General features: G+C 44.4%; 16 protein-coding genes. 15 read left to right on the top strand and 1 reads right to left on the bottom strand.

Annotated elements, in window-relative coordinates:
* The first annotated feature begins 24 nt into the window (after positions 1 to 24).
* From FPG75_RS16830 to FPG75_RS16815, 4 genes are all read left to right on the top strand, one after another.
* The gene (locus tag FPG75_RS16830; RefSeq protein WP_143308058.1) at positions 25 to 591 is read left to right on the top strand and encodes a DinB family protein; all 567 of its coding nucleotides are present in this window, start codon (positions 25 to 27) and stop codon (positions 589 to 591) included.
* Positions 592 to 1,420: 829 nt separating this feature from the next.
* Complete coding sequence (locus FPG75_RS16825; RefSeq protein ID WP_143308056.1) at positions 1,421 to 2,470, top strand: AAA family ATPase; 1,050 nt, start codon at positions 1,421 to 1,423, stop codon at positions 2,468 to 2,470.
* A 54-nt stretch (positions 2,471 to 2,524) separates the two neighbouring features.
* Positions 2,525 to 3,937: an RtcB family protein gene (locus tag FPG75_RS16820; RefSeq protein ID WP_143308054.1), complete on the top strand. Its 1,413-nt coding sequence runs from the start codon at positions 2,525 to 2,527 to the stop codon at positions 3,935 to 3,937.
* A 244-nt stretch (positions 3,938 to 4,181) separates the two neighbouring features.
* Positions 4,182 to 5,396 carry a sterol desaturase family protein gene (locus FPG75_RS16815; RefSeq protein WP_143308052.1) on the top strand — a complete coding sequence of 405 codons (1,215 nt, stop codon included), beginning with the start codon at positions 4,182 to 4,184 and terminating at the stop codon, positions 5,394 to 5,396.
* Positions 5,397 to 5,479: 83 nt separating this feature from the next.
* On the opposite strand, the gene FPG75_RS16810 is transcribed toward FPG75_RS16815, so the two are convergent.
* The gene (locus FPG75_RS16810; RefSeq protein WP_143308050.1) at positions 5,480 to 5,980 is read right to left on the bottom strand and encodes an RNA polymerase sigma factor; all 501 of its coding nucleotides are present in this window, start codon (positions 5,978 to 5,980) and stop codon (positions 5,480 to 5,482) included.
* Between the two features lie 664 nt (positions 5,981 to 6,644).
* Between FPG75_RS16810 and FPG75_RS16805 the strand changes: the two genes are divergently transcribed.
* From FPG75_RS16805 to FPG75_RS16755, 11 genes are all read left to right on the top strand, one after another.
* Positions 6,645 to 9,032 carry an SLBB domain-containing protein gene (locus FPG75_RS16805; RefSeq protein WP_161596832.1) on the top strand — a complete coding sequence of 796 codons (2,388 nt, stop codon included), beginning with the start codon at positions 6,645 to 6,647 and terminating at the stop codon, positions 9,030 to 9,032.
* A 44-nt stretch (positions 9,033 to 9,076) separates the two neighbouring features.
* On the top strand, positions 9,077 to 10,141 hold the full coding sequence (locus FPG75_RS16800) for a Wzz/FepE/Etk N-terminal domain-containing protein (protein ID WP_143308046.1): 1,065 nt from the start codon (positions 9,077 to 9,079) through the stop codon (positions 10,139 to 10,141).
* 177 nt (positions 10,142 to 10,318) lie between these two features.
* On the top strand, positions 10,319 to 11,614 hold the full coding sequence (locus FPG75_RS16795) for an oligosaccharide flippase family protein (protein WP_143308044.1): 1,296 nt from the start codon (positions 10,319 to 10,321) through the stop codon (positions 11,612 to 11,614).
* A gap of 7 nt (positions 11,615 to 11,621) precedes the next feature.
* Positions 11,622 to 12,995, top strand: a complete 1,374-nt coding sequence (locus tag FPG75_RS16790) for an O-antigen ligase family protein (RefSeq protein ID WP_143308042.1) — start codon at positions 11,622 to 11,624, stop codon at positions 12,993 to 12,995.
* Positions 12,992 to 13,969, top strand: coding sequence for a glycosyltransferase family 2 protein (locus tag FPG75_RS16785; RefSeq protein WP_161596830.1), 978 nt, complete (start codon positions 12,992 to 12,994; stop codon positions 13,967 to 13,969). The genes FPG75_RS16790 and FPG75_RS16785 overlap by 4 nt, the downstream gene beginning before the upstream one ends.
* Before the next feature lie 84 nt (positions 13,970 to 14,053).
* Entirely contained in the window at positions 14,054 to 15,088 is a 1,035-nt protein-coding gene (locus tag FPG75_RS16780; protein ID WP_161596829.1) for a glycosyltransferase family 4 protein, read from the top strand.
* 32 nt (positions 15,089 to 15,120) lie between these two features.
* Complete coding sequence (locus FPG75_RS16775; RefSeq protein ID WP_143308036.1) at positions 15,121 to 16,122, top strand: polysaccharide biosynthesis protein; 1,002 nt, start codon at positions 15,121 to 15,123, stop codon at positions 16,120 to 16,122.
* A 12-nt stretch (positions 16,123 to 16,134) separates the two neighbouring features.
* Complete coding sequence (locus FPG75_RS16770) at positions 16,135 to 17,256, top strand: polysaccharide biosynthesis C-terminal domain-containing protein (RefSeq protein WP_143308034.1); 1,122 nt, start codon at positions 16,135 to 16,137, stop codon at positions 17,254 to 17,256.
* A 12-nt stretch (positions 17,257 to 17,268) separates the two neighbouring features.
* Positions 17,269 to 18,405 (top strand): non-hydrolyzing UDP-N-acetylglucosamine 2-epimerase, encoded by a 1,137-nt coding sequence (gene wecB / locus FPG75_RS16765; RefSeq protein WP_143308032.1) that lies wholly within the window; start codon positions 17,269 to 17,271, stop codon positions 18,403 to 18,405.
* Positions 18,406 to 18,415: 10 nt separating this feature from the next.
* Positions 18,416 to 19,666 (top strand): glycosyltransferase family 4 protein, encoded by a 1,251-nt coding sequence (locus tag FPG75_RS16760; protein ID WP_143308030.1) that lies wholly within the window; start codon positions 18,416 to 18,418, stop codon positions 19,664 to 19,666.
* A 191-nt stretch (positions 19,667 to 19,857) separates the two neighbouring features.
* Positions 19,858 to 21,684, top strand: a complete 1,827-nt coding sequence (locus FPG75_RS16755) for a DUF4838 domain-containing protein (RefSeq protein WP_143308028.1) — start codon at positions 19,858 to 19,860, stop codon at positions 21,682 to 21,684.
* Positions 21,685 to 21,688: the final 4 nt, after the last annotated feature.

Below are 21,688 nucleotides of genomic sequence, written 5' to 3'. Positions count from 1 at the left end.
ACATAACCCCAAAATGAAAGTATCATGAGGAACGTAATTCAAGTTGTAAGAGAGGCTTTACTCACCAATTTCAGGGAGTTAGACCAATGGTTTGAAAAAGACCAGGTACTGCTGCATTTCAAACCTGAACGCGATCAATGGAGTATCAGAGAGGTACTGGAACATATTTCACTTACCAATTACTTCCTGCTCCTGATCATTAATAAGAGCACACGCCGTGCGCTGGAACGTAAGAAAACCGGCCATACCGTAGTGTTGCCCGCTGATTACGAAGATAAATTTGCACAGATCGACGTGATAGGCAGCAAATCCTTCGGATGGGTAAGGCCCGAACATATGGAGCCTACCGGCCTGAAAAATCTCCAGGAAGTGAAAGTGCTCCTGAAACAACAATACGCACAATGCATGTATAACCTGTCGCTGCTCAAGAACGGTGAAGGCGTGCTGGTATTCACCAACATGTCTGTGAACCACCTGGGCAAGCTCGACATCTACCAATACATCTACTTCCTTACCAAGCATATCGAACGCCATATCCGTCAGATGCAAAGACTGGAAAAGCAGTTCGAAGAAAGCGCGGTAATGATATAAGATATAATGACGGTCGACCATCGCCATCTATTATTGTTAATCCTGTTATTGTGGATTGTATAGCCGGAAGCAAACAGCTTCCGGCTTTTTTATGTATATAACGTTAGCGGATATACGTAGTTGCTAAATCAATACAGCAGCAGGTTACAGCATACAAGGAAATTTTATAGAAAAAAGTTTTGAAATTTTTTGTCAAAAATTTGCAATATCAAAATAGAAGCGCTTATCTTTGCATCATCAAAAAATAATAACAACAAATACTCGTAAAAATGAAACGCTTTAATCAATATATAAACACAGCAGCACCCTCTCTGATTGAGGATCGTGGCTGTTCCCGGGCGTTTCGTACTTACAAGTAGATCAAAATATTTGTATCGATAGAAAAGCCCGGGCCATAAAAGTCCGGGCTTTTTTTATTGCCCGTTGCAATGAAGAGATTCCTACATCGCACAAATATCACCAACGGTTGGTTATATCAGGATGGCGCCTTTGATAAGGATGCCAAACGGACAAGTTATGCCTTGACGTAGTATATGCGTCAACGTTAGTAACCCGGTCCGTGCAATACAGGCCGGGTTTTTTTGTGCATGAAATCATTGAGGAGGTACAAAACAAAGCAGCAAAGCGGGGTAATCTTGCTCCGCTGATGTTTTCCCTCTACAGTATTTTTTTCGTCTCTGTTTGCATTAACTCCCCGAAGCGGCCATCAAAAGGATGGCCTTAACCCCAACAGCGGCGGCTGCGCCGCTACTATGATGATAAATTTGATTTACCAGGCGCTGGTATACAGCCCTGGTAAGTCTTTATCTAAAAAAAAGACTATACGAAAATGAACACACAAGAATGCATTTACCTGCAGAATAGTAACTTTTTAAATGCACAATCTGTTTATATACACACTTTCAACAAACTGCCAAACGTCAGTAACCTCTATAACATAGATGGAGAGAAGGCTGCGGATTGGGTTGCTACAACCTGTGCAGCACAGATTAAACAGATTTACCGAAGTACAGATTATAAAACAAAGAAGAAAAAGTATACGCACTCCGAGAGCATATTTGTGTTCGGGCATAATGTGCTGATACATTTCGACGACAATTTCTGCGATATCTTCCACGATGGCAATAATGATGAATTTATCGCGGCCATTACACCGAAGATCGCTGCTTTCAAACGTCGCCAACGGCGTGAGCCGCATGAGATCAATCTCATTGCAATCGCCGCCAGAGGCGGCCTGGCACTTAAAAGCATGGAGATCAAACGCACCCAGCTCGACCTGGATCTTTATTATGAAGACGATTTCAAAGAAGTGGATAAAATGATACAAACACGCCTGAAGAAAGATAAAGACAAAGGGATCGTGCTGCTGCACGGATTACCCGGCACTGGAAAAACGACTTATTTGCGTTACCTTATCGGGAAGATCAAAAAGAAGATACTCTTTGTATCGCCGGAGATGGCCAATAACATCATGGATCCGGGATTCATGGACCTCCTGATCGATAATCCCAATAGCGTGGTGATCATTGAAGATGCAGAAAGCGTGATCATGGACAGGCGTATCTCCGGAAAATCGGCAGTATCCAACCTGTTGAACCTGAGCGACGGCCTGCTGGCCGATTGCCTGAATGTGCAGCTGGTGTGCTCTTTCAACAGCGACCTGTCTGCAGTAGACAGTGCTTTATTGCGCAAGGGCAGGCTCATTGCCAAATATGAATTTGGCAAGCTATCGCTACAGAAAGCGCAGCGTTTATCACAACACCTCGGTTTTAACCGCGAGATCGCGGAGCCCATGACTATCGCCGAGATTGCCAATCCACACCAGGTGGCTGTGGAAAAAACACCGCAGGTGATCGGCTTCAGAAGAGCCACCGCATAATCATTCATTATACCCCGGTGCTGCTGCGGCGGCGCCGGGATCAACAAAACAGATATGACAAAACCAAACATCACCGGGAAATGGCTACTGGCCTTAGGTTACCCGCAGGCGCCGGTGATCAGTGTAGCCCTTAACGTTATAGCCCAACATTATAAACATACAGATGAAGCGGAGATTGCCGATATGATGAAAAACATCCTCGCCGATCCGCAGGCATTCATCGCAGATGAAGTATTAGGAAAGATCGCCGTTAAATTAGTAGAGGATACCAGACCGAAAGTGATACCATTACGGGAAACGCCCGTAGCGTACAACATTTTTGGTGAAGACTTTATAGAAGAAGGTGCATTGAGACAGATGAATACCGCTGTGCGCCTGCCAGTGGCCGTTGCCGGCGCATTGATGCCGGATGCCCATCAGGGCTATGGGCTGCCTATCGGTGGGGTGCTCGCTGCTGAAAACGCTGTGATCCCTTATGGCGTTGGCGTGGACATCGGATGCCGGATGTGCTTGAGTATCCTTGACCTGCCGGAACATACGCTCGAAGGCCATGCTGGTAAGTATAAAAAAGAATTGACCACCTGGACCAAATTCGGCGCTGGCGAGGAATGGAAGAAGAGAGAAGCAGATGCCGTATTGGAAAGAAATGAATTTAACGAGATCCCTTTTCTGCGTCACCTGTATGATAAAGCCGCTGGTCAGCTGGGTACTTCCGGTTCCGGTAATCATTTCGTGGAATGGGGCGTAGTAGAGATCACCGATGCCGGCAATGAATGGCAGCTGGCGCCAGGAAGGTATATAGGTCTGTTGTCGCATTCCGGCTCCAGAGGCCTGGGCGCACAGATTGCGGGGCATTATACCAAACTGGCGAAGGAACTTTGTCAACTGCCGGATTATGCTAAACACCTGGCCTGGCTGGACCTTGATACTGAAGCCGGACAAGAATACTGGCTGGCAATGAACCTGGCCGGCGACTATGCTTCCGCATGTCACCACCTGATCCATAAACGGCTGATCAAGGCTATGGGCGCTACTTTGCTGGCAAGGGTGGAGAACCATCATAACTTCGCCTGGAAAGAAGTGCATCAGGGTAGGGAAGTGATCGTGCACCGGAAAGGCGCTACCCCGGCGGGTAAGGGCGTGCTGGGTGTTATCCCTGGCTCTATGACCGCACCCGGTTTTATTGTAAGAGGCAAAGGCGATGCCGATAGTCTGGACTCCGCCTCACATGGCGCCGGTAGAAGGATGTCGAGAACAAAAGCAGAACAAACTATCACAGGTCATGAGATGAGAAAAGCCTTGGAACAAGCCGGTGTAACCCTGATTGGTGGCGGCCTTGACGAGGCGCCTGGCGCCTACAAAGATATCCGTACTGTAATGGCGCGGCAGGCGGCACTGGTAGAGGTAGTAGGGCGTTTCGAACCGAAAGTGGTGAGAATGGCGGATGGCGGCCCTGCAGAAGATTGATCATTCTCTCGTATCATATGTAATCGTGAAGGTGAAAGGCAGTTTGCTGCTTTTCACCTTTCCTTTTTATTAGTCTACAAAAATAGTAGGATAATTAAAATTTATTGCCTATTATTGCAACGTTTACCACCACCTGATAATTATAAAATGAATACCCGTGTATGGACCTGTGCCATACGCTATGCCTGTGTCATGCGTAGTGCTGGCGGCGGCAACAGATTCCTGTGTTTCAAAATTTTAAACCGTGCATTTAAACTATCTGGCATTTGCGGTACCCTTCTTTCTGGCTTTCATCGGGTTGGAGTACCTGGTATCAACGAAAAAGGGCAAGCGGTATTTCCGGTTCAACGATTCTATCAGCAACCTGAGTATAGGGATTGCAGAGCGCCTGGCCGACACGTTTACGGTGGGCATATTCTATTTCGTATATGATTATTTATACCGCCACTACGCTATTTTCAATATCCGGGCGAGTGTGCTGTTATGGGTGGCTTTGTTGTTGTGTACAGATTTTGTTTGGTATTGGTATCACCGCCTGGCGCATGAAGTCACTTTGTTCTGGTGTGCGCATGTGGTGCATCATCAGAGTGAGGAGTTCAATTATACTGTATCTGCGCGGATCACGGTGTTCCAGGCATTCATCCGGACGGGCTTCTGGGCGATATTACCGGTGATCGGCTTTCCGCCGGCGATGATCACCAGCATGTTACTGGTACATGGCTTGTATCCTTTCTTCATTCATACCCGTACCATTGGTAAGCTGGGCATCCTGGAGTATATATTGGTAACGCCTTCGCATCACCGTGTGCATCATGCCAGCAATCCGCAATATCTCGATAAAAATTACGGAGATGTTTTCATCATCTGGGATAAATTATTTGGCACTTTTACCAAGGAGGGGGAGGAGCCGGCATATGGCCTCACCAAACCTTTGCAGAGCAATAGTTTCCTGTGGCAACATTTCCATTTCTTTTTGGAAATGCTGTATTCCGTGAAACGTGCCACTGGCTGGAGGAGCCGGCTGCGTATCATCTTCGGCAAGCCGGATAATGTGGACCCGGCGGCACGGCAGGTGTTGGAAGAACGTTTCCTGTTGCGCAACGACAGTATAACGGAAACGCCTAAACTGAATAACTATGTGGTATGGCAGGTGGCTTCCGTGTTGATACTGTTGTTCAGCTTTCTTTTGATGGAACACTACGTGCCGGTGTTCATCCAGGTGTGTGTGGTCCTGCTCATTTTGTTGACCCTGATCAACTGCGGCGCCATCCTGGAGCAGAAGCAATGGGTATTCTACCTGGAATACGCACGGTATGTGGTGTTGAGTCTTGCTTTATATTATTGCTGGCCCAGCCCGGCGGTGTTGTTGGGGGCGGCCTCGCTGATGGTAATGGCTTTCTATTTTCATACACGGCTGCGGCAGCGTTATTTGCAGCTGGTGTACGGGGTGGCTAACTGATCTTTTTATACAGGTTACGTGGCCGAGAGACGAGGTAAAGGTCCGCAAAACCTTGACGACGGTTTGAATCCGTCCGTAACCTGTTAATTTATTTTCACTTTTGTCTTCAGCATTTTCCTTGCAAAGTGTATCCTGCTTTTGATGGTGCCCAGGGGCTCCTGGAGCATGTCTGCTATCTCGAAATATTTATACCCCTCATAGTATAACAGGAATGGATGTTTGAAAATAGGTGGCAGGTGAAATACTGCCAGGTGAATGTCTTTTGTCCGCAGATTGGATTCTGCCCTGTTCCCTACCATACCTTGCTGGTAGTTAATAAAGAAGTTGCTGAGTGCGGGTTCGCTGATGATGCGTTGTTTCATCTTTTTGCGGTAGTGATTGATGAAAATGTTACGCATGATGGTGAAGAGCCATGCCCGGATGTTGGTGCCTTCCAGGTATTTTTCCCGGTTAGATAATGCACGGACCAGTGTTTCCTGGTAGAGGTCTTTGGCCTGTTCGGCATCTTTGGTGAGGGTGAATGCAAAGGGTTTGAGGAAATCGGCATTCCCGACAAGCAAGGTGTTAAATTCAACAGATGACATATTTGTTTAGTTTTTGCCTTAACTAATTTAAACAAAACTAATGCTCGGGTGAGCAGCAATTCTGAAGCCTTACGTATTATAGTCAAATATTATTTTAACCGGCAAAGGGGCCACCATAACTAATCTGCCGCAAGTCTCCCTTTACAGGAAAAGCGAAAAGTGGGGATCTTTTAATTGAAACTTAACTTTATGGTTACAGGTAAATCCGCTGATTTAGTAAGCGCTCTTTATACATTAACGGAAAATCCGGGAAAATGGATTGCAGGTATCTTATATAATTATTGTCTTTTAATATTATAATTTATGTAAATATTATAATCGGCTTAAAATTTATATTTGGTTTAACCCCGGAGGAATCCGGCATGATTCTGATGGGGAGGGACGCGTCTGCAGGCAAAATAAGTTACGTGCTACTTGGGAGTAAAAAGAGGGGGTTCCTATTATAATTCCTGTAACATTTATATGTTATTTTATATAGATTTGCACCTTATTTAGCAGAATTTCAACCAGTAATCCTGAAATTGTCTGCGGAAAAAAGTATTCGAGAAAGTAATATATCCTGAAATACATGTTCAAAAAATTATTGCTGATCCAGTTTTTTCTGTTTGTTGGCTTTTGCGTAAGCGCTCAGAGTTCCTTGTTATCCAAGGAGCAGATTAAGGAAATGAAGGTCGATAATCTGTCTGATGACCAAATACGCCAGCTGGTGGCTGAAATGAAGAAAAACAATATTGCGTTTGAGGATATAGATACTTATGCTCAGCAAAAGGGTATTCCCGATATTGAAGTTAGCAAGTTGAAGGCCCGCATACAACAGATGGGATTGGACAAGGAACTGAGCAGCAATTTTCAGAAGAACAGCAGCAGAAATGACCAGTATGGTACCCGCAAGGTAGACGACGCTACATCTGAGCCCAGCATTGACCAAAAGAATAAAACGAAAGAAGAAGAGGAACAGGCCAGGAAGAGAAAACGCATCTTTGGCGCTGAGCTGTTCAGTAATAAAAATCTCACTTTCGAGCCTAATCTAAGGATGCCCACTCCGCCGAACTATCGTCTGGGAGCTGAGGATGAGATCGTGATAGACGTATATGGCTATTCCGAAGTGCAGCACCGTTTGAAGGTATCGCCTGATGGATACATCCGCATCCCTAATCTGGGCCCGGTTTACGTGAACGGCCTGACGATGGAAGAAGCAAAAGTACGCGTTACCAAACAGCTTGCCGCTATATATAGTGGTATCAAGGCTGGCAACACCTTTGTACAGATCACCCTTGGAAATATCCGTAGTATCCGGGTATTATTGATTGGCGAGATCACAACTCCCGGATCATACACCATCCCTTCCCTGGCTACTGTAGCCAATGCGCTGTATGTTTCCGGAGGCCCTAATGAAAATGGTTCCTTCCGTAATATACAGGTGATCCGTAACGGATCTGTGATCGCCACATTTGATTTGTATGATTTTCTAACGCATGGTGATCTCAGCAATAATATCGTATTGCAGGATCAGGACATCGTTAAGGTAAATCCATACAAGACAAGGGTAGAGCTTTCCGGTGAAGTGAAACGCCCGGCTATATTTGAAGCAAAAGAAAATGAAACCCTGCAACAGGTCATTGATTTCGCCGGCGGCTATACGGATGTGGCATTCAGAGACATCATCCGTGCCTATCGTGTGAACAACAAAGAAAGAGAAGTAGTGAATGTACCGGCCAGCGAAATAGGTTCTTTCCACCTGAAGTCCGGCGACCAGTTTTATATCGACTCTATTCTGAACCGTTTCAGTAACAGGGTTACCATCACAGGCGCTGTTTTTCATCCTGGCAACTATGCGCTGGAAAATAATATGACCATCGCTGATCTGATCAAAAAAGCAGACGGCGTAAAAGAAGTAGCGGCATTATCGAGAGGCCTTATCCGCCGCTTGCAGCCTGATTTTTCACCACTGTATGTGAACTTCAACGTGAAGGATGTACTGAGCGGAAAAGATAATACACAACTGCAGAAAGAAGATAGCGTAACGATCTATTCCAAAGTGGATCTGCGGGAAGAATATGAAGTGAGAATAGATGGTGAGGTCAACAAACCGGGTTATTTCAACTATGCCGACAGCATGCATCTGGAAGACCTGATCTTAATGGCAGGCGGATTGAGAGATGCGGCTTCCATTCAACATGTAGAAATATCCCGCAGGATACGCCACAGTGGAGGTTATGATCGGAATGATAGCGCCAAGGCCATCATCAAACAGTTTGATATCAACGCGGACCTGAGCAGTAATTCGGATGTAAAATTTGTATTACAGCCGTTTGATGAGGTAGTGGTACGCCGTTCGCCTTCTTATTCATCCCAGGCTAATGTGGTGATCCACGGAGAGGTGGTTTACCCCGGAGAATATACAATCAACACGCGCGCGGAACGTATCTCCGATCTGATCAGAAGAACAGGCGGCCTGCGTCCGGAAGCTTATGCGGAAGGCGCCGTTATGACCAGGAAAACATTTATCAACGAGAGTGACAGTTCACTGCTTGCCAACAAATTGGAGGTGTTTTACAATAAATTACAGGATAGTAGTGATATCAAACGTTTACAGACAGCTGTAGACAGAAGAGAGCAGCTGTTGGGCATTAACCTGGATCATATTCTGAAACATCCTGGTTCTAAATACGATCTGTTGCTGGAAGAAGGCGACGTGATCAAAGTACCAAAGAGATTGCAGACTGTACAGGTATTCGGTGAAGTGTACTTCCCCAAGAAGATCAGGTATGATAATAAGAATACATTCAAGGACTATATCCATGGAGCGGGCGGATTTACAGCCCAGGGCCTGAGAAGAAGAAGTTATATTGTTTATGCAAATGGAGAAGTGAAGAATACCAGGAAGGTATTATTCTTCAACTCTTACCCCAGAGTGAAACCCGGAGCAGAGATTTATGTACCATCCAGGAAAGAACGAAAAGGACTGAATGGCCAGGAAGCGGTTGGCATAGCAAGCGGATTGGCGGCAGTTGCTTTGCTTGTCGTTACACTATTGGATAAAATCAAGTAACAGTTCTTACAGCATATTTAAAGGTATAACATAAATTAAGCTCAATGGATCAGCAAAATATTGCAGGAGACGCAGAAATGTCGATCAAGGAACTGATACTAAAAGTCCGTAAATGGACAGGTTTTTTGCTGAAGAGATGGCTGCTGATTCTCATCTTTGGCGTTGTGGGAGCGGGTTTGGGAATAGCTTATGCTATTCTTAAGAAACCTACTTACAATGCTGAACTTACTTTCGTGTTGGAGGATAACAAGTCTAATCCTCTGAGTGCGTACGCAGGTATTGCGAGCCAGTTCGGTATTGACTTGTCGGGAGCTTCGACCAGTGGCGTATTTGCGGGAGATAATGTGATCGGCTTCCTGAAATCCAAATTGATGATCGAAAAAACCTTGCTGGCGAAAGCGTCTACATTAGGCAAGGATTCAAGTCTGGCAGATCTCTACATCGCTATTTATAACAAACATAAGCTCTGGAAAAATAAGCCGGAATTGGCCAACATAGCCCTCCCGGCAAATGCCAACCGTAAATTTTCGCCAGTGCAGGATAGTGTGCTGGGCGCACTGTATGAAGAGGTATCGGAAAAAAATCTGGTAGTTGAGAAAATAGACAAGAAGCTGAGCTTTATCTCTGCTACTTGTAACTCAAAAAGTGAAGTTTTCTCTCAGGAGTTCGTGGAGAATCTGGTGCGGAATGCGACAAATTTCTACATCGAGACCAAAACGATGCGGTCCAAGGTGAATGTAGACAGGCTCCAGCAAAAGGCAGATTCCCTTGAACACTTGCTGAATAAGAAAACATATACTACTGCCGCCGCCCAGGACATTAACCAGAATCCTGCGAGAAGGGTGGCTACAGTTAACCTGGAATTGGACACGCGAGACAAAATGATTTTGCAGACTATTTATGGAGAGGTATTGAAGAATCTTGAAGTGAGCAAAATGAGTATGCTACAGGAAACCCCCCTGATTCAGATTGTGGACCGTCCTACCTTACCCCTAAAAAAAGAGAAAATAAGCAAGCTGAAAGGAGCGATCCTGGGAGGCTTCATCGCTGTGTTTTTTACGTGTGTGTTTCTCGTGTTGAGGAAATTATACAGGGAAGTGATGGCATAATTGCACCGTTCAGGGAACAAACTGTTGAAGGGTATTCTTTTTTTATTTGCCTGGTTTTAAATGACGTGCCGCTACAAAGCATTATATATTCCGGACTAGGGGGATTCGCAAAACCTGCTGTTATGTGTGTGGGTATTTTGCCTTGGCTTTTAAGCCGTAAAAATTAAAAAAAAAGAAATGCTACAGTATTTCAAGAGGTTGGTGGGAGGTAATGCGCACCGCTCGGTTCTGGTTAAAAATTATATGTATCTTTCAATGTACCAGGTCATCAATTTTCTGGCGCCCATACTGATCATACCACACATTGTGAAAGTATTGGGGATCGCGAAATATGGCGCTGTGGTATTTGCATATGCGTTTGTAACCTACTTTGCTATCTTCACTGATTACGGTTTCAATCTTTCGGCAACAAGAGATATTTCCATCAACCGGGACAACAAGGATACGATCAACCGCATTTTTAACCGTGTGTTGCAAAGCAAGCTGCTGCTCTTTTTCATCGCTTTGCTGGCGTTTACGGGTATTGTATGGGCCATTCCTTCTTTCAGAAAAGAGTTTTGGTTGTACTATTGTAGTTTCCCGCTGGTACTATCACAAACACTGCTTCCGATCTGGTTTTTTCAAGGTATAGAAGACATGCGGTTTATAGCCATGCTGAACGCGATCTCAAAGCTATGCTTTGTGGCACTGATCTTTATACTGATCCATTCTCCCGAGCAATACGTGTTGGTGAATCTCTTGCAAGGCGCCGGAGGCCTGGTGTCTTGTGTGATCTGTTTTTTCCTGGTGGTCAAAAAATACAACATCACTTATGTACGCATACCGTTAAAGGAGATAGCACAGGAGATCAAGGAAGGAACTGCACTGTTTATATCTGGTTTCGCTGTGAATGTCTATGTCAATTCTAATACCTTTATATTAGGTATGTTTGTAGACAGAACTATCCTGGGATACTATGGTATAGCAGAAAAAGTGGTGCTGGCAGTGAAACAGTTGCTAATTGTTTTCTCGCAGGTGGTATATCCGTATATGTGTAAAATTACGGTGGAATCTTATGACAAGACGCGCCAGTTCCTCAAAACGGTATTCATTCCCTTCACCTACCTGGTTATCGGATGCTGCCTTTGCATATTTTTCTTTTCTGATTTGATCGTGTTATATGCGCTGAAGGCGAGGAATCCGGAACTATCCAATATGTTGAAGTTGTTTTCTTTTTTACCTGTGATCGTGCTGTTTGATATTCCGGCATATCAGGTTTTGCTGGCTTATAACCTGCGAAAGGCATATAGTACGATATTGGTGAGCGGTTGCGTGTTGAATATCCTGCTGAACTTTGTATTGGCTTATTATTTCAAGGCATGGGGAACAGTGGTTTCCGTGCTAGTAACTGAATTATATATCACCGTGGGGCTGAACATGCTTTTGCAGTTTAAATACCCACAGTTCGCACTGTTGAAGCGAACGAATAAATAAGATCCGGATGGAGGAATTGCTGACATATGACTATGGCCGGGGTGGGCAATCGGGAAATCTCGGTATAAGGTTATTTGTGAAGCTGGAAAGGCTACTGGTATATGTTGGAGCCTTGCTGCTGGGATTAATGCTCTTTGCACCTTATAAGCTGATGCCTGTGAAGGCAGGGCTGATCGGCATCATATTGTTGGCTGTTATTATGAGAATGTGCATGCGGAAGAAGATAGGACTGGCGAGACCCGTATTCATCTGGTTCGGTATATTCATCCTATACGGCGTTTTCTTCACTATCACTGCTTTGTTTACCCAGGGAAATGTGATCTCCTATATTCTTCGTTCCACCACTGTCAACATCGTCTGGCCACTCTTGTACCTGTTTTTTGTTACAGGCGTTCACAAGAACTACATGGCTGATGTAATGTACAAGACGATGGTGTATGCGACCCTGTTCATCGGGATCTTCTGCATTGTAGCCACCATGATGATGTTGGGACTGCTTCCCCAGGTAATTCCGTTGGACAACATGGTGGAAGTGGCTGTAGACCCGGATAACGACAACTATCAGAAGGTCGTGATCCCTTCGGCTACGGCATTGATCTTTCTGATCCCCTATGTATTAACGTTGATCATCTTCTTCAGGCAACTGCCGTTCAAGATCAACAGGCTTGTGCTCTATCTGGCTTTCATAGCAGGGGTGGTAGCGGTGGTATTTACCGCGAGAAGAATTCTTATTCTTAATATTCTGTTGACACCCTTTTTTGTATGGATATTCCTGAAACTGGGCAACGTGAAAATGGGTGTTGCATTCGGGCGACATGTAAGAAAAATATTGTTATACTTCTTTAGTGGTATCATTATTGTCGGAATTTTGCTCAGCATTTTTGAGCTGGTTGACTTTACCGCCCTGTTCAACGTATTTTTTGCCGGATTTAACTTTGATACGTCGAGTGCTGGAGAAAGTCCTTACCTTAGGGCGCTCCAGTTCAATGGCTTATTGAAGAGCTGGATGGACTATCCGATCCTGGGGCAGGGGCATGGGACTGCTTCACACTACATTATCAGGAGCCAGGCTACGCCATGGATCTATGAATTGAGCTACCTGGCATTACTGTTTCAGACCGGATTGGTAGGTATTATCATATACCTCTACTTGCTGGCCTGGATCTTTATCAAGGGGATCGGGATACTGAAGCGTTCCAGTACCTACAGGTTTTATATGATGCCGGTGATGGTAGGCGCCTGTAGCTTTCTGATCGCGAATGCCACCAACCCTTATTTGCAGTCATATGAAAATATGTGGACGATATTCATACCAGTAATGATAATTAACATCTATCATATCTATGGTAAACAACAAAATAATAAATGGAAAGCCCGATGATGAACTATAATCCGGAAGTAACTGTTGTTATGGCTACTTACAATGGAGGGAAGTATATCACCGAGCAAATTGAAAGTATCATTAATCAAACGTATTCCAATTGGAAATTGGTGATCAGGGATGACGGTTCTACGGATGATACCGTGAAGATCGCCAAGATGTATGCTGAAAGAGATCGCCGCATAAGCCTTCTCGAAGATGACCGCAAGAATCTCGGCGCCCGTGATAATTTTGGCGCATTGATCAAGTATGTGGCCGGCAAATGTGAGTACCTGATGTTTTCAGATCAGGACGACAAATGGAATAGTGATAAGATTGCACTTACATTGCAACGAATGTTGGAAGCCGAAAAAACATATGGGAAAGATACGCCCTTGCTGATACATACTGACTTTACTTATGTAGATGATAACCTGCAACCGTTAACAGCAAAGCAACATATTGCTCACCTGTTTTCACAGCAGTCCGATAAAATATTGAACAAACTGGTAAGCCAGAACTTCCTCTGGGGGTGCACCATGATGGCTAACAACAAATTGGTCGGATTAATAGGCCCCATCTCCAAATGGGGTGTCAATCACGACTACTGGATTGCGATGGTAGCGGCAGCCACTGGACACATTATTTTTATCCCCCAGCCAACACTGCTCTACCGGCAACACCAGGACAATGCATCTATCGGATTAAAATCCGGCTCCCTCTCTCATCGGGTAAAAAGAATACTTGGAGGATGGAAAGATGTAGTGGCTACAAAGAATAAGAGAATATTGTTGACAGAAGATCTGCTGGCCTGGGCTGGCAATAATATGTCCGCTAACAAAAAAGACTTTCTTGAAAAATTTGTGAAGGTCGCCAGGAAAGGAGGAATATCGGCAGTACTGTTTTGTAGCAGGAATGATGTCCGCCGCCAGGGACCAATACAAACATTGTTATATTATGGCTCTCTGATGGCGAAATTCCGGGATCCACAATAGAAGAAGATTAGTATGAGATTAGTAATTGATTGTCTGATTTTTGAGGATAAGAAGGCATTTGGGTATCAGGAGTATTTATTTAACTTGCTGGACTATTTTTTTTCGCATTATGACAAATTTAAAGCGGAAAAGATCGTCATTGCCTGCAACGAAAAGTCTGTGGCATCTTTTGATAAATATATTTCCCGTTTCCAGGTGCAGCCATTCGCTATCAAGGGAAGACTGCAATTGCTGATTGCCCAGAACCAGATCGCCCAACAATTACAACTCAAGCCGGATGATGTGGTGCTATCTACCTACAACTATTCCGCTATCACCAAGAGGTGCAAGTCGGTCTTGGTTATACACGACCTGCTGTTCTTGCGCAAACGTCTGCTGAACAATACCCTGATGCGCCTTCAGCGGAAAGTACTCATCCCTCTCTCCATCAGGAATGCAGACAGGATCATTGCCATCTCTAATTTTACGGCAGCCGATATACTGCGTCACTACAAAGCAGCCGAAGGAAAGGTAAGCGTGGCTTATAACTATTTCAACTTTAAAAAATTTGAAGGCCCTATCCCCGAACGTCTGACAGATTATCCTCTGGATGCGCCTTATTTCCTGAGTGTTTCTTCCATTCTCAAACACAAGAATGTGATCACCCTGTTAAAGGCATATGAACAGTATGCAAAGCAAGGGGGCGCCGTGAATCTGTTGCTGGTAGGATATTACGAAAGAATGGACCCGGAATCGAAAGCTTGTTACGACGCACTTGATGAAAATATCAGGAAAAAGATCCTATTAACGGGGTATATATCAAATCAGCTGCTCAGGCATTGTTACGAGCATTGTGAGTGCTTTGTGCTGCCAACGAAGTTTGAAGGGCTCGGAATGCCGATCGTGGAAGCCATGTATTTTAATGCTCCCTGTGTGTTATCCGACATCGAAGTATGCCGGGAAGTTTCTGCCAACCTTGCGGTTTACTTCGCTGCTGATGATTATAAAGCGCTTGCTGAAATATTGCTTGGCAAAATATACATACGTGAAAAAGGCGTAGACCTGAGAACACCAGTGGAACAACAATTCTCGGAGTCCGAAACAAGCGAAAGGTATGTGAAAATACTCAATGCTATTTAGATACTATTACACAATCTCAAAAAGGTAAGCATATGTTTGCAGGAAAAACACTTTTAATAACTGGCGGAACAGGCTCTTTCGGAAATGCAGTGCTGAAACGCTTTCTTAATTCAGATATCAAAGAAATAAGGATCTTCAGCCGCGACGAAAAGAAGCAGGACGATATGCGCCTTCAGCTGAATAGCGACAAGCTGAAGTTCTATATCGGAGATGTCAGAGACTCCCAAAGTATTGATTTCGCCATGAAAGGTGTCGACTACATTTTTCATGCGGCAGCCCTGAAGCAGGTACCTTCCTGCGAATTCTACCCTTTTGAAGCTGTTAAAACCAATGCAATAGGAACAGAAAATGTACTGAACTCGGCCATCAAATACGGTGTGGAGAAAGTGATCTGCCTGAGCACAGACAAGGCAGTGTACCCCATCAACGCAATGGGTATCTCTAAAGCCATGATGGAGAAAATTGCCGTAGCTAAATCACGCGTGGATTCAAACACCACTATCGTATGCACCCGCTATGGAAATGTGATGGCTTCAAGAGGTTCCGTGATCCCTTTATTCGTAAATCAGATCAAACAAGGACTGCCTATCACAGTAACAGACCCCAATATGACCAGGTTTATGATGTCGCTGGAAGATGCCGTGGAACTGGTATTGTTTGCATTCAAGCATGGTAATACCGGAGATATCTTCGTGCAGAAAGCGCCAGCCGCTACTATTGAAACCCTCGCCCATGCCCTGTTTGACCTGTTCAAACCCACAGACCTGAAAGTGATCGGCACCAGACATGGTGAGAAATTATACGAAACCCTCGTTACAAGAGAAGAACTAGCGAAAGCAACGGATCTGGGAGATTATTACAAAATATCTCCTGACGATAGAGACCTCAACTACGGAAAATATTTTGTTGAAGGCGAACAGAAAATAGCAGTGATGGACGACTATCACTCTCACAATACACATCGCCTGGACAAAGAAGAAATGAAAGCGCTGCTGCTGAAGCTTGAATTCATCAAGGAAGAATTAAACGGCTAAAAAAGTTTATTCATGGATGTTATAAAAGTTGTGGTAACAGGCGCCAAAGGATTCGTAGGAAAGAACCTGACAGCCCATCTGAAACAGCTTAAGGATATCGAGTTGCACGAAATTACGAGAGCTACCCCTGTTGCAGATTACGCCGGCATACTTAAGGATGCCGCGGTAGTGTACCATCTCGGAGGAGCCAACCGTCCTGTTCATACAGACGAATTCCATACAGATAATACGCTGCTCACTGCTCAGGTGCTGGAACATCTGAAAAACAGTACAAGGCCAGCTAAAATAATTATCTCTTCCTCTGCTCAGGCTACGATGGATAACCCATATGGCAAAAGCAAGCTGGCGGCTGAAGAACTGGCTACAAAGTTCGTTGCAGGAACGCCGCATGAAGTAGTGTTGTATCGCCTGCCCGGCATCTTTGGCAAATGGTGCAAACCAAATTATAATTCCGTGGTGGCAACCTTTTGTTACAACGTTGCCAGAGATATACCACTGGAAGTAAGGGACCCTGACTATCAGGTCACACTCTCTTATGTGGATGATGTGATAAGCTCCTTCCTGGAACACCTGCGTACACTGGTTCGCCAGGGCCAATCTTCATTTGATGAAGTGGCCACCCGGTTTACAGTGTCGTTGGGTAAACTTGCTACTATCATCACTTCTTTCAAGACAAGCCGCGAATCGCTACAGTTGCCGATTAATGGCGATACACTGACCAAATACCTTTATTCCACTTACCTGAGCTACTTACCTGATGATAAATTCAGTTATGCTATGAAACTGAATGTAGACAACAGGGGCGGCCTTTTCGAGTGGATCAAACATGAAGCGATGGGACAGGTATTTGTATCCAGCACGCATCCAGGCATCACCAGAGGAAACCATTTTCATCATACAAAAACGGAAAAATTCCTGGTAATAAAAGGAGAAGCTGTTATCCGATTCAGAAAAATAGATGAAGACAAAGTAATAGAATACCCGGTGAACGGTGATCAGCCACATGTGGTAGACATTCCGCCCGGATATACCCACAACATTACCAATACAGGTAATACAGAATTGATAACATTGTTCTGGGCCAACGAAATATTTGACCAGAACAGACCTGATACTTATTTTTTACAAGTGTGACATAATTCCAGCATGCAGAAATTAAAAGTAATAACAGTTGTAGGAACACGACCGGAGATTATTCGGTTATCCAGGGTGCTGGCCAAACTCGACGAGTCTGATGCCATCGATCATATACTGGTTCATACCGGTCAGAACTATGACTATGAACTAAATCAGATTTTTTTTGAAGATCTGGGATTGAGAAAGCCGGACTATTTTCTCGATGCCGCTGGTGCAAACGCTACCGCCACCATCGGGCAGATACTGATCAATATTGATCCCATTCTGGAAAAAGAACGCCCGGATGCTTTTCTGGTACTGGGAGATACCAATAGTTGCCTTTGTGCCATCCCTGCCAAAAAAAGAAAGATACCGATCTTTCACATGGAAGCAGGTAACAGATGTTTCGACCAACGCGTACCGGAAGAAACCAACAGAAGGATAGTAGACCATATCAGTGATATCAATCTTACCTATTCTTCTATCGCTCGCGAATATCTTTTAAGAGAAGGTCTGCCGGCAGACAGGGTCATCAAAACAGGTAGTCCTATGTTTGAAGTGTTGCATCATTATCTGCCGAAGGTACAGGCCTCCAATGTGCTGAATACCTTGCAACTCAAGCCCGGACAGTATTTTGTTGTATCGGCACATCGTGAAGAGAACATCAACCTCGAACGCAATTTCAATAACCTCATATCTTCCCTGAACCAGATTGCCCAGGTATTTCAACTGCCGGTGATCGTTTCGGCCCACCCAAGAACCAGGAAGATGATAGAGGCAAAACAATTGACACTGGACCCGCTGATCCAGTTGATGAAACCATTTGGATTAAGCGATTACATTGCTTTGCAAATGAATGCCAAAGCGGTATTATCTGATAGCGGCACTATTTCAGAAGAATCATCTATACTCAATTTCCCCGCACTCAATATCAGGGAAGCACATGAAAGGCCGGAAGCTATGGAAGAAGCAGCCGTAATGATGGTGGGTTTACGTCCCGAAAGAATCCTTCAGGGACTGCAACAACTGAAATATCAACAACGCGATCAGCGAAACTTTAATCTTGTCGGTGATTATTCCATGCCAAATGTTTCAGATAAAGTGGTAAGGATCATTATCTCGTATGTAGATTATGTTAAAAGGGTAGTTTGGAGCGAAAACGCTTAAATGCAAGCACATGGCAAGGATACTGATACACACATTGACATTTAAGCCTGATGGCGTGTCCACTGCCTATCTTTATTCAGATCTGGCAGCGGAACTAAAAAGACACGGGCATACAATTGATGTGTTGACAACAACTCCACACTTCAATATTGTCAAGGAACAAATTGAGCGGCAGCCTTTGAGGAAAAGATGGGGTGGCCTTTTTTATGAAAGCACCTTCCTGGATAATATCAACGTATATCATATCCGGATGAAGAAGTCGAAACGAATGCTGGTGAGAATTATCGACTTCGTATGGTTCCATATTTTCGCTTTCCTTATCGGCATCCGCCTGGGCAGATATGATATCATACTATCACCTTCCCCGCCACTGACGATCGGCCTGATTTCAAACTGGCTGGCCAAAATGAAAGGAGCAAAATCTGTCTATAACGTACAGGAAATATATCCCGACTTTGCCGTAAAGCAGGGAGCTATCAAGAATAAATGGGTCATTTCTATGCTGGAAGGCATGGAACGCAGCATTTATAATAACAGCGCCGCCGTGGTGGCCATTGATACCAAGTTTGAAGAGATCATTGCACCAAGGATCAAAGATCGAAGCAAGCTGTGGGTAATTCCCAATTTCGTAGATACAGAACTGTATGTGCCGCTGCCAAGAAATAACGCTTTTTCAAAAGAACATGGCCTCGACGACAAATTTGTTGTAGGCTATGCTGGCAACATCGGCCATGCGCAGGACTGGCAACCAGTAATCGATGCTGCCAAAGCCTTGATAGCACAGCCGATCCGATTCCTTATCGTAGGGGACGGCGTAAAAAAAGACTGGCTGAAAAAACAGATAGAAGAACATCAGCTCCACAATATACTATTGCTGGACTATCAGCCAAGGGAAATGATGCCAGTTATCAATGCAAGCATTGATATACATACGATCGTCATGAGCCCAAGCAGCAGCAAGGAAGGGTTTCCTTCCAAAATTTACACCATCATGTCTTCTGCAAAATCAGTGATCGTCGTTACAGAAGAGAGTTCGCCGTTAGGCATCCTAATGAAAAAATCAAGTTATGGCATACTGGTAACACCCGGCGATATTGCCGGCTATATCAATGCTATCAAAGAAGCCAGCGAAAAAAGAGCATGGCTGCTGGAGGATGGAGAGAAAGGCAGAAGTTTTATTATCGGCAATTTTTCAAAAGAAGTAATAGGAGAGAAATATAACAATCTGATGTTAGCGCTCGTTCAAAAGACCGACAGATAAGGATTTGACGGGAAGAGAACAAAGATGGTCCTGACTTGTTATAGTGTAAAATGGATGTACTTGAAAATCAATATTTTTCGTCGTATTTTCCATAAACGCTGTGAAACCGAATACAGGACCAGTTTTTGCACAGAGCTATTGAAATAACCAACACAACAGATTATATATATTTCTAACCTAAATAGTTGAACATGCGAAACGTCTGCTTGCTTCTTGCATTTATACTGTTCTCACTTGTAACTGTCAACACTTCCTGTGCACAAAGCGGAAGTATGCGCATTGTGGATAACGGGAAAACGAACTACGTGATTCAGATACCCGCTAATCCAGACCCGATAGAAACACAGGCCGCAAACGTTTTGCAGCAATATTTGCAAAAGATCAGCGGCGCTCAGCTACAGATTAAAAAGGTAAACGGACAGGCCGGCCCTAATTCAATATCACTTGCTAAATCGAATGATGCCAGCCTGGCGGAAGATGGGTTCGCTATCACCTCCGGCGCCGGAAAAGTAAACATAAAAGGAGGTAGCCGGAAAGGCGTCCTGTACGGCGTTTACACACTACTCGAAAAATATCTCGGCTGTAAAATGTATGCTGGCGAAGCTTATGATGTCCCCAAACAGTCTATTGTTTCGCTCAGTAGCAATATCAATCTCAAAGAAACACCTGCGTTCGCCTACAGGACCGAGTTCTTCCGCGAAATGATCTCCAAACCTGAATATACAGACTGGCACAAGCTGTATAATATATATAACTGGCAAACGCAAAAATATGAATATGAAGACTGGGGCCTGTTTGTACACACGTTCGATATCCTGGTGCCTCATACACAGTATTTCTCGCAGCATCCCGAATATTACGCCTTAGTTAAAGGTAAAAGGGTGCCTACGCAGCTTTGCCTTTCCAACCCGGATGTATTCAATATCCTGGTGAGCAATCTCAAGAAAGAGATGGCTAAGAAACCAGATGCCAAATACTGGTCGGTAAGCCAGAATGATAATTTCGATTATTGCCAATGTGATAACTGTACAAGGATCAATAACCGTGAAGGTGGGCCACAGGGAAGTATTATTGCCTTTGTAAACAAAGTGGCTGCCCAGTTTCCGGATAAAGTGATCTCCACACTTGCCTACCAGTATTCCAGGGCCGCGCCTAAAACATTGCGCCCCCTGCCTAACGTTAACATCATGCTCTGCTACCAGGTAGACCGGTCAAATACTATATCACTGGACAAGGCCTCTGCCAGTTTCAGAACTGATCTCGATAATTGGCTTGCACTTACAAAAAATATTATGATCTGGGATTACGTAGTACAATACACCAATGTTTTGAGCCCTTATCCCAATCTGCATTTCCTGAAACCCGACATTCAGTATTTTAAACAAAAGGGAATTAAAATGATGTTCGAACAGGGCTGGAGCAAAGGTGAATTCTCCGAATTGAGATCATACCTCATTGCAAAACTGCTCTGGAACCCCGACATCAATGATGATGCTGTGATCAATGATTTCCTGAAGGGGTATTACGGTAGCGCCGCACCCTATTTAAGAAAGTATATCGACCTCGTAGAAAGTGAGTTCAAGAAAAGTGGTAACAGTTTGCAGTTGTTCGGAAAACTGGACAACGCAAAAAACTCCTACCTTTCCTTGCCCTTGCTGGGACAATACAACAGTCTTTTTGACCAGGCTGAAGCAGCTGTGAAAAGTGATAATGCTCTGCTGGATAGAGTACAAACAGCCAGGCTCGCAATCGATTATGTTTTCCTGGAAACAATGAAATCATCCAAAAACACTTTGCTGGCGCCCGCTAACAACAGGGCCATGAGCGTGATGTCTAAAGCCATGCCCGCAGCCTCTCAGAGCGCAGCTGCAATGGGCGTTAAATCCGTTGATGATGTAAAAGCAAAGCTGGACAATTTTATCAATAATTGCCGCAAAGCGAAAATAGTGGAGCTGTCAATTGATGGTAAAGATCTGAATGGCTACAAAAGTGACTTCCTCAAATCATTAGATAAATAATAGT

The sequence above is a fragment of the Chitinophaga vietnamensis genome (genome assembly GCF_902167635.1).
GTDB lineage: Bacteria > Bacteroidota > Bacteroidia > Chitinophagales > Chitinophagaceae > Chitinophaga > Chitinophaga vietnamensis.
This window is presented reverse-complemented; position numbering and strand designations above follow the sequence as displayed.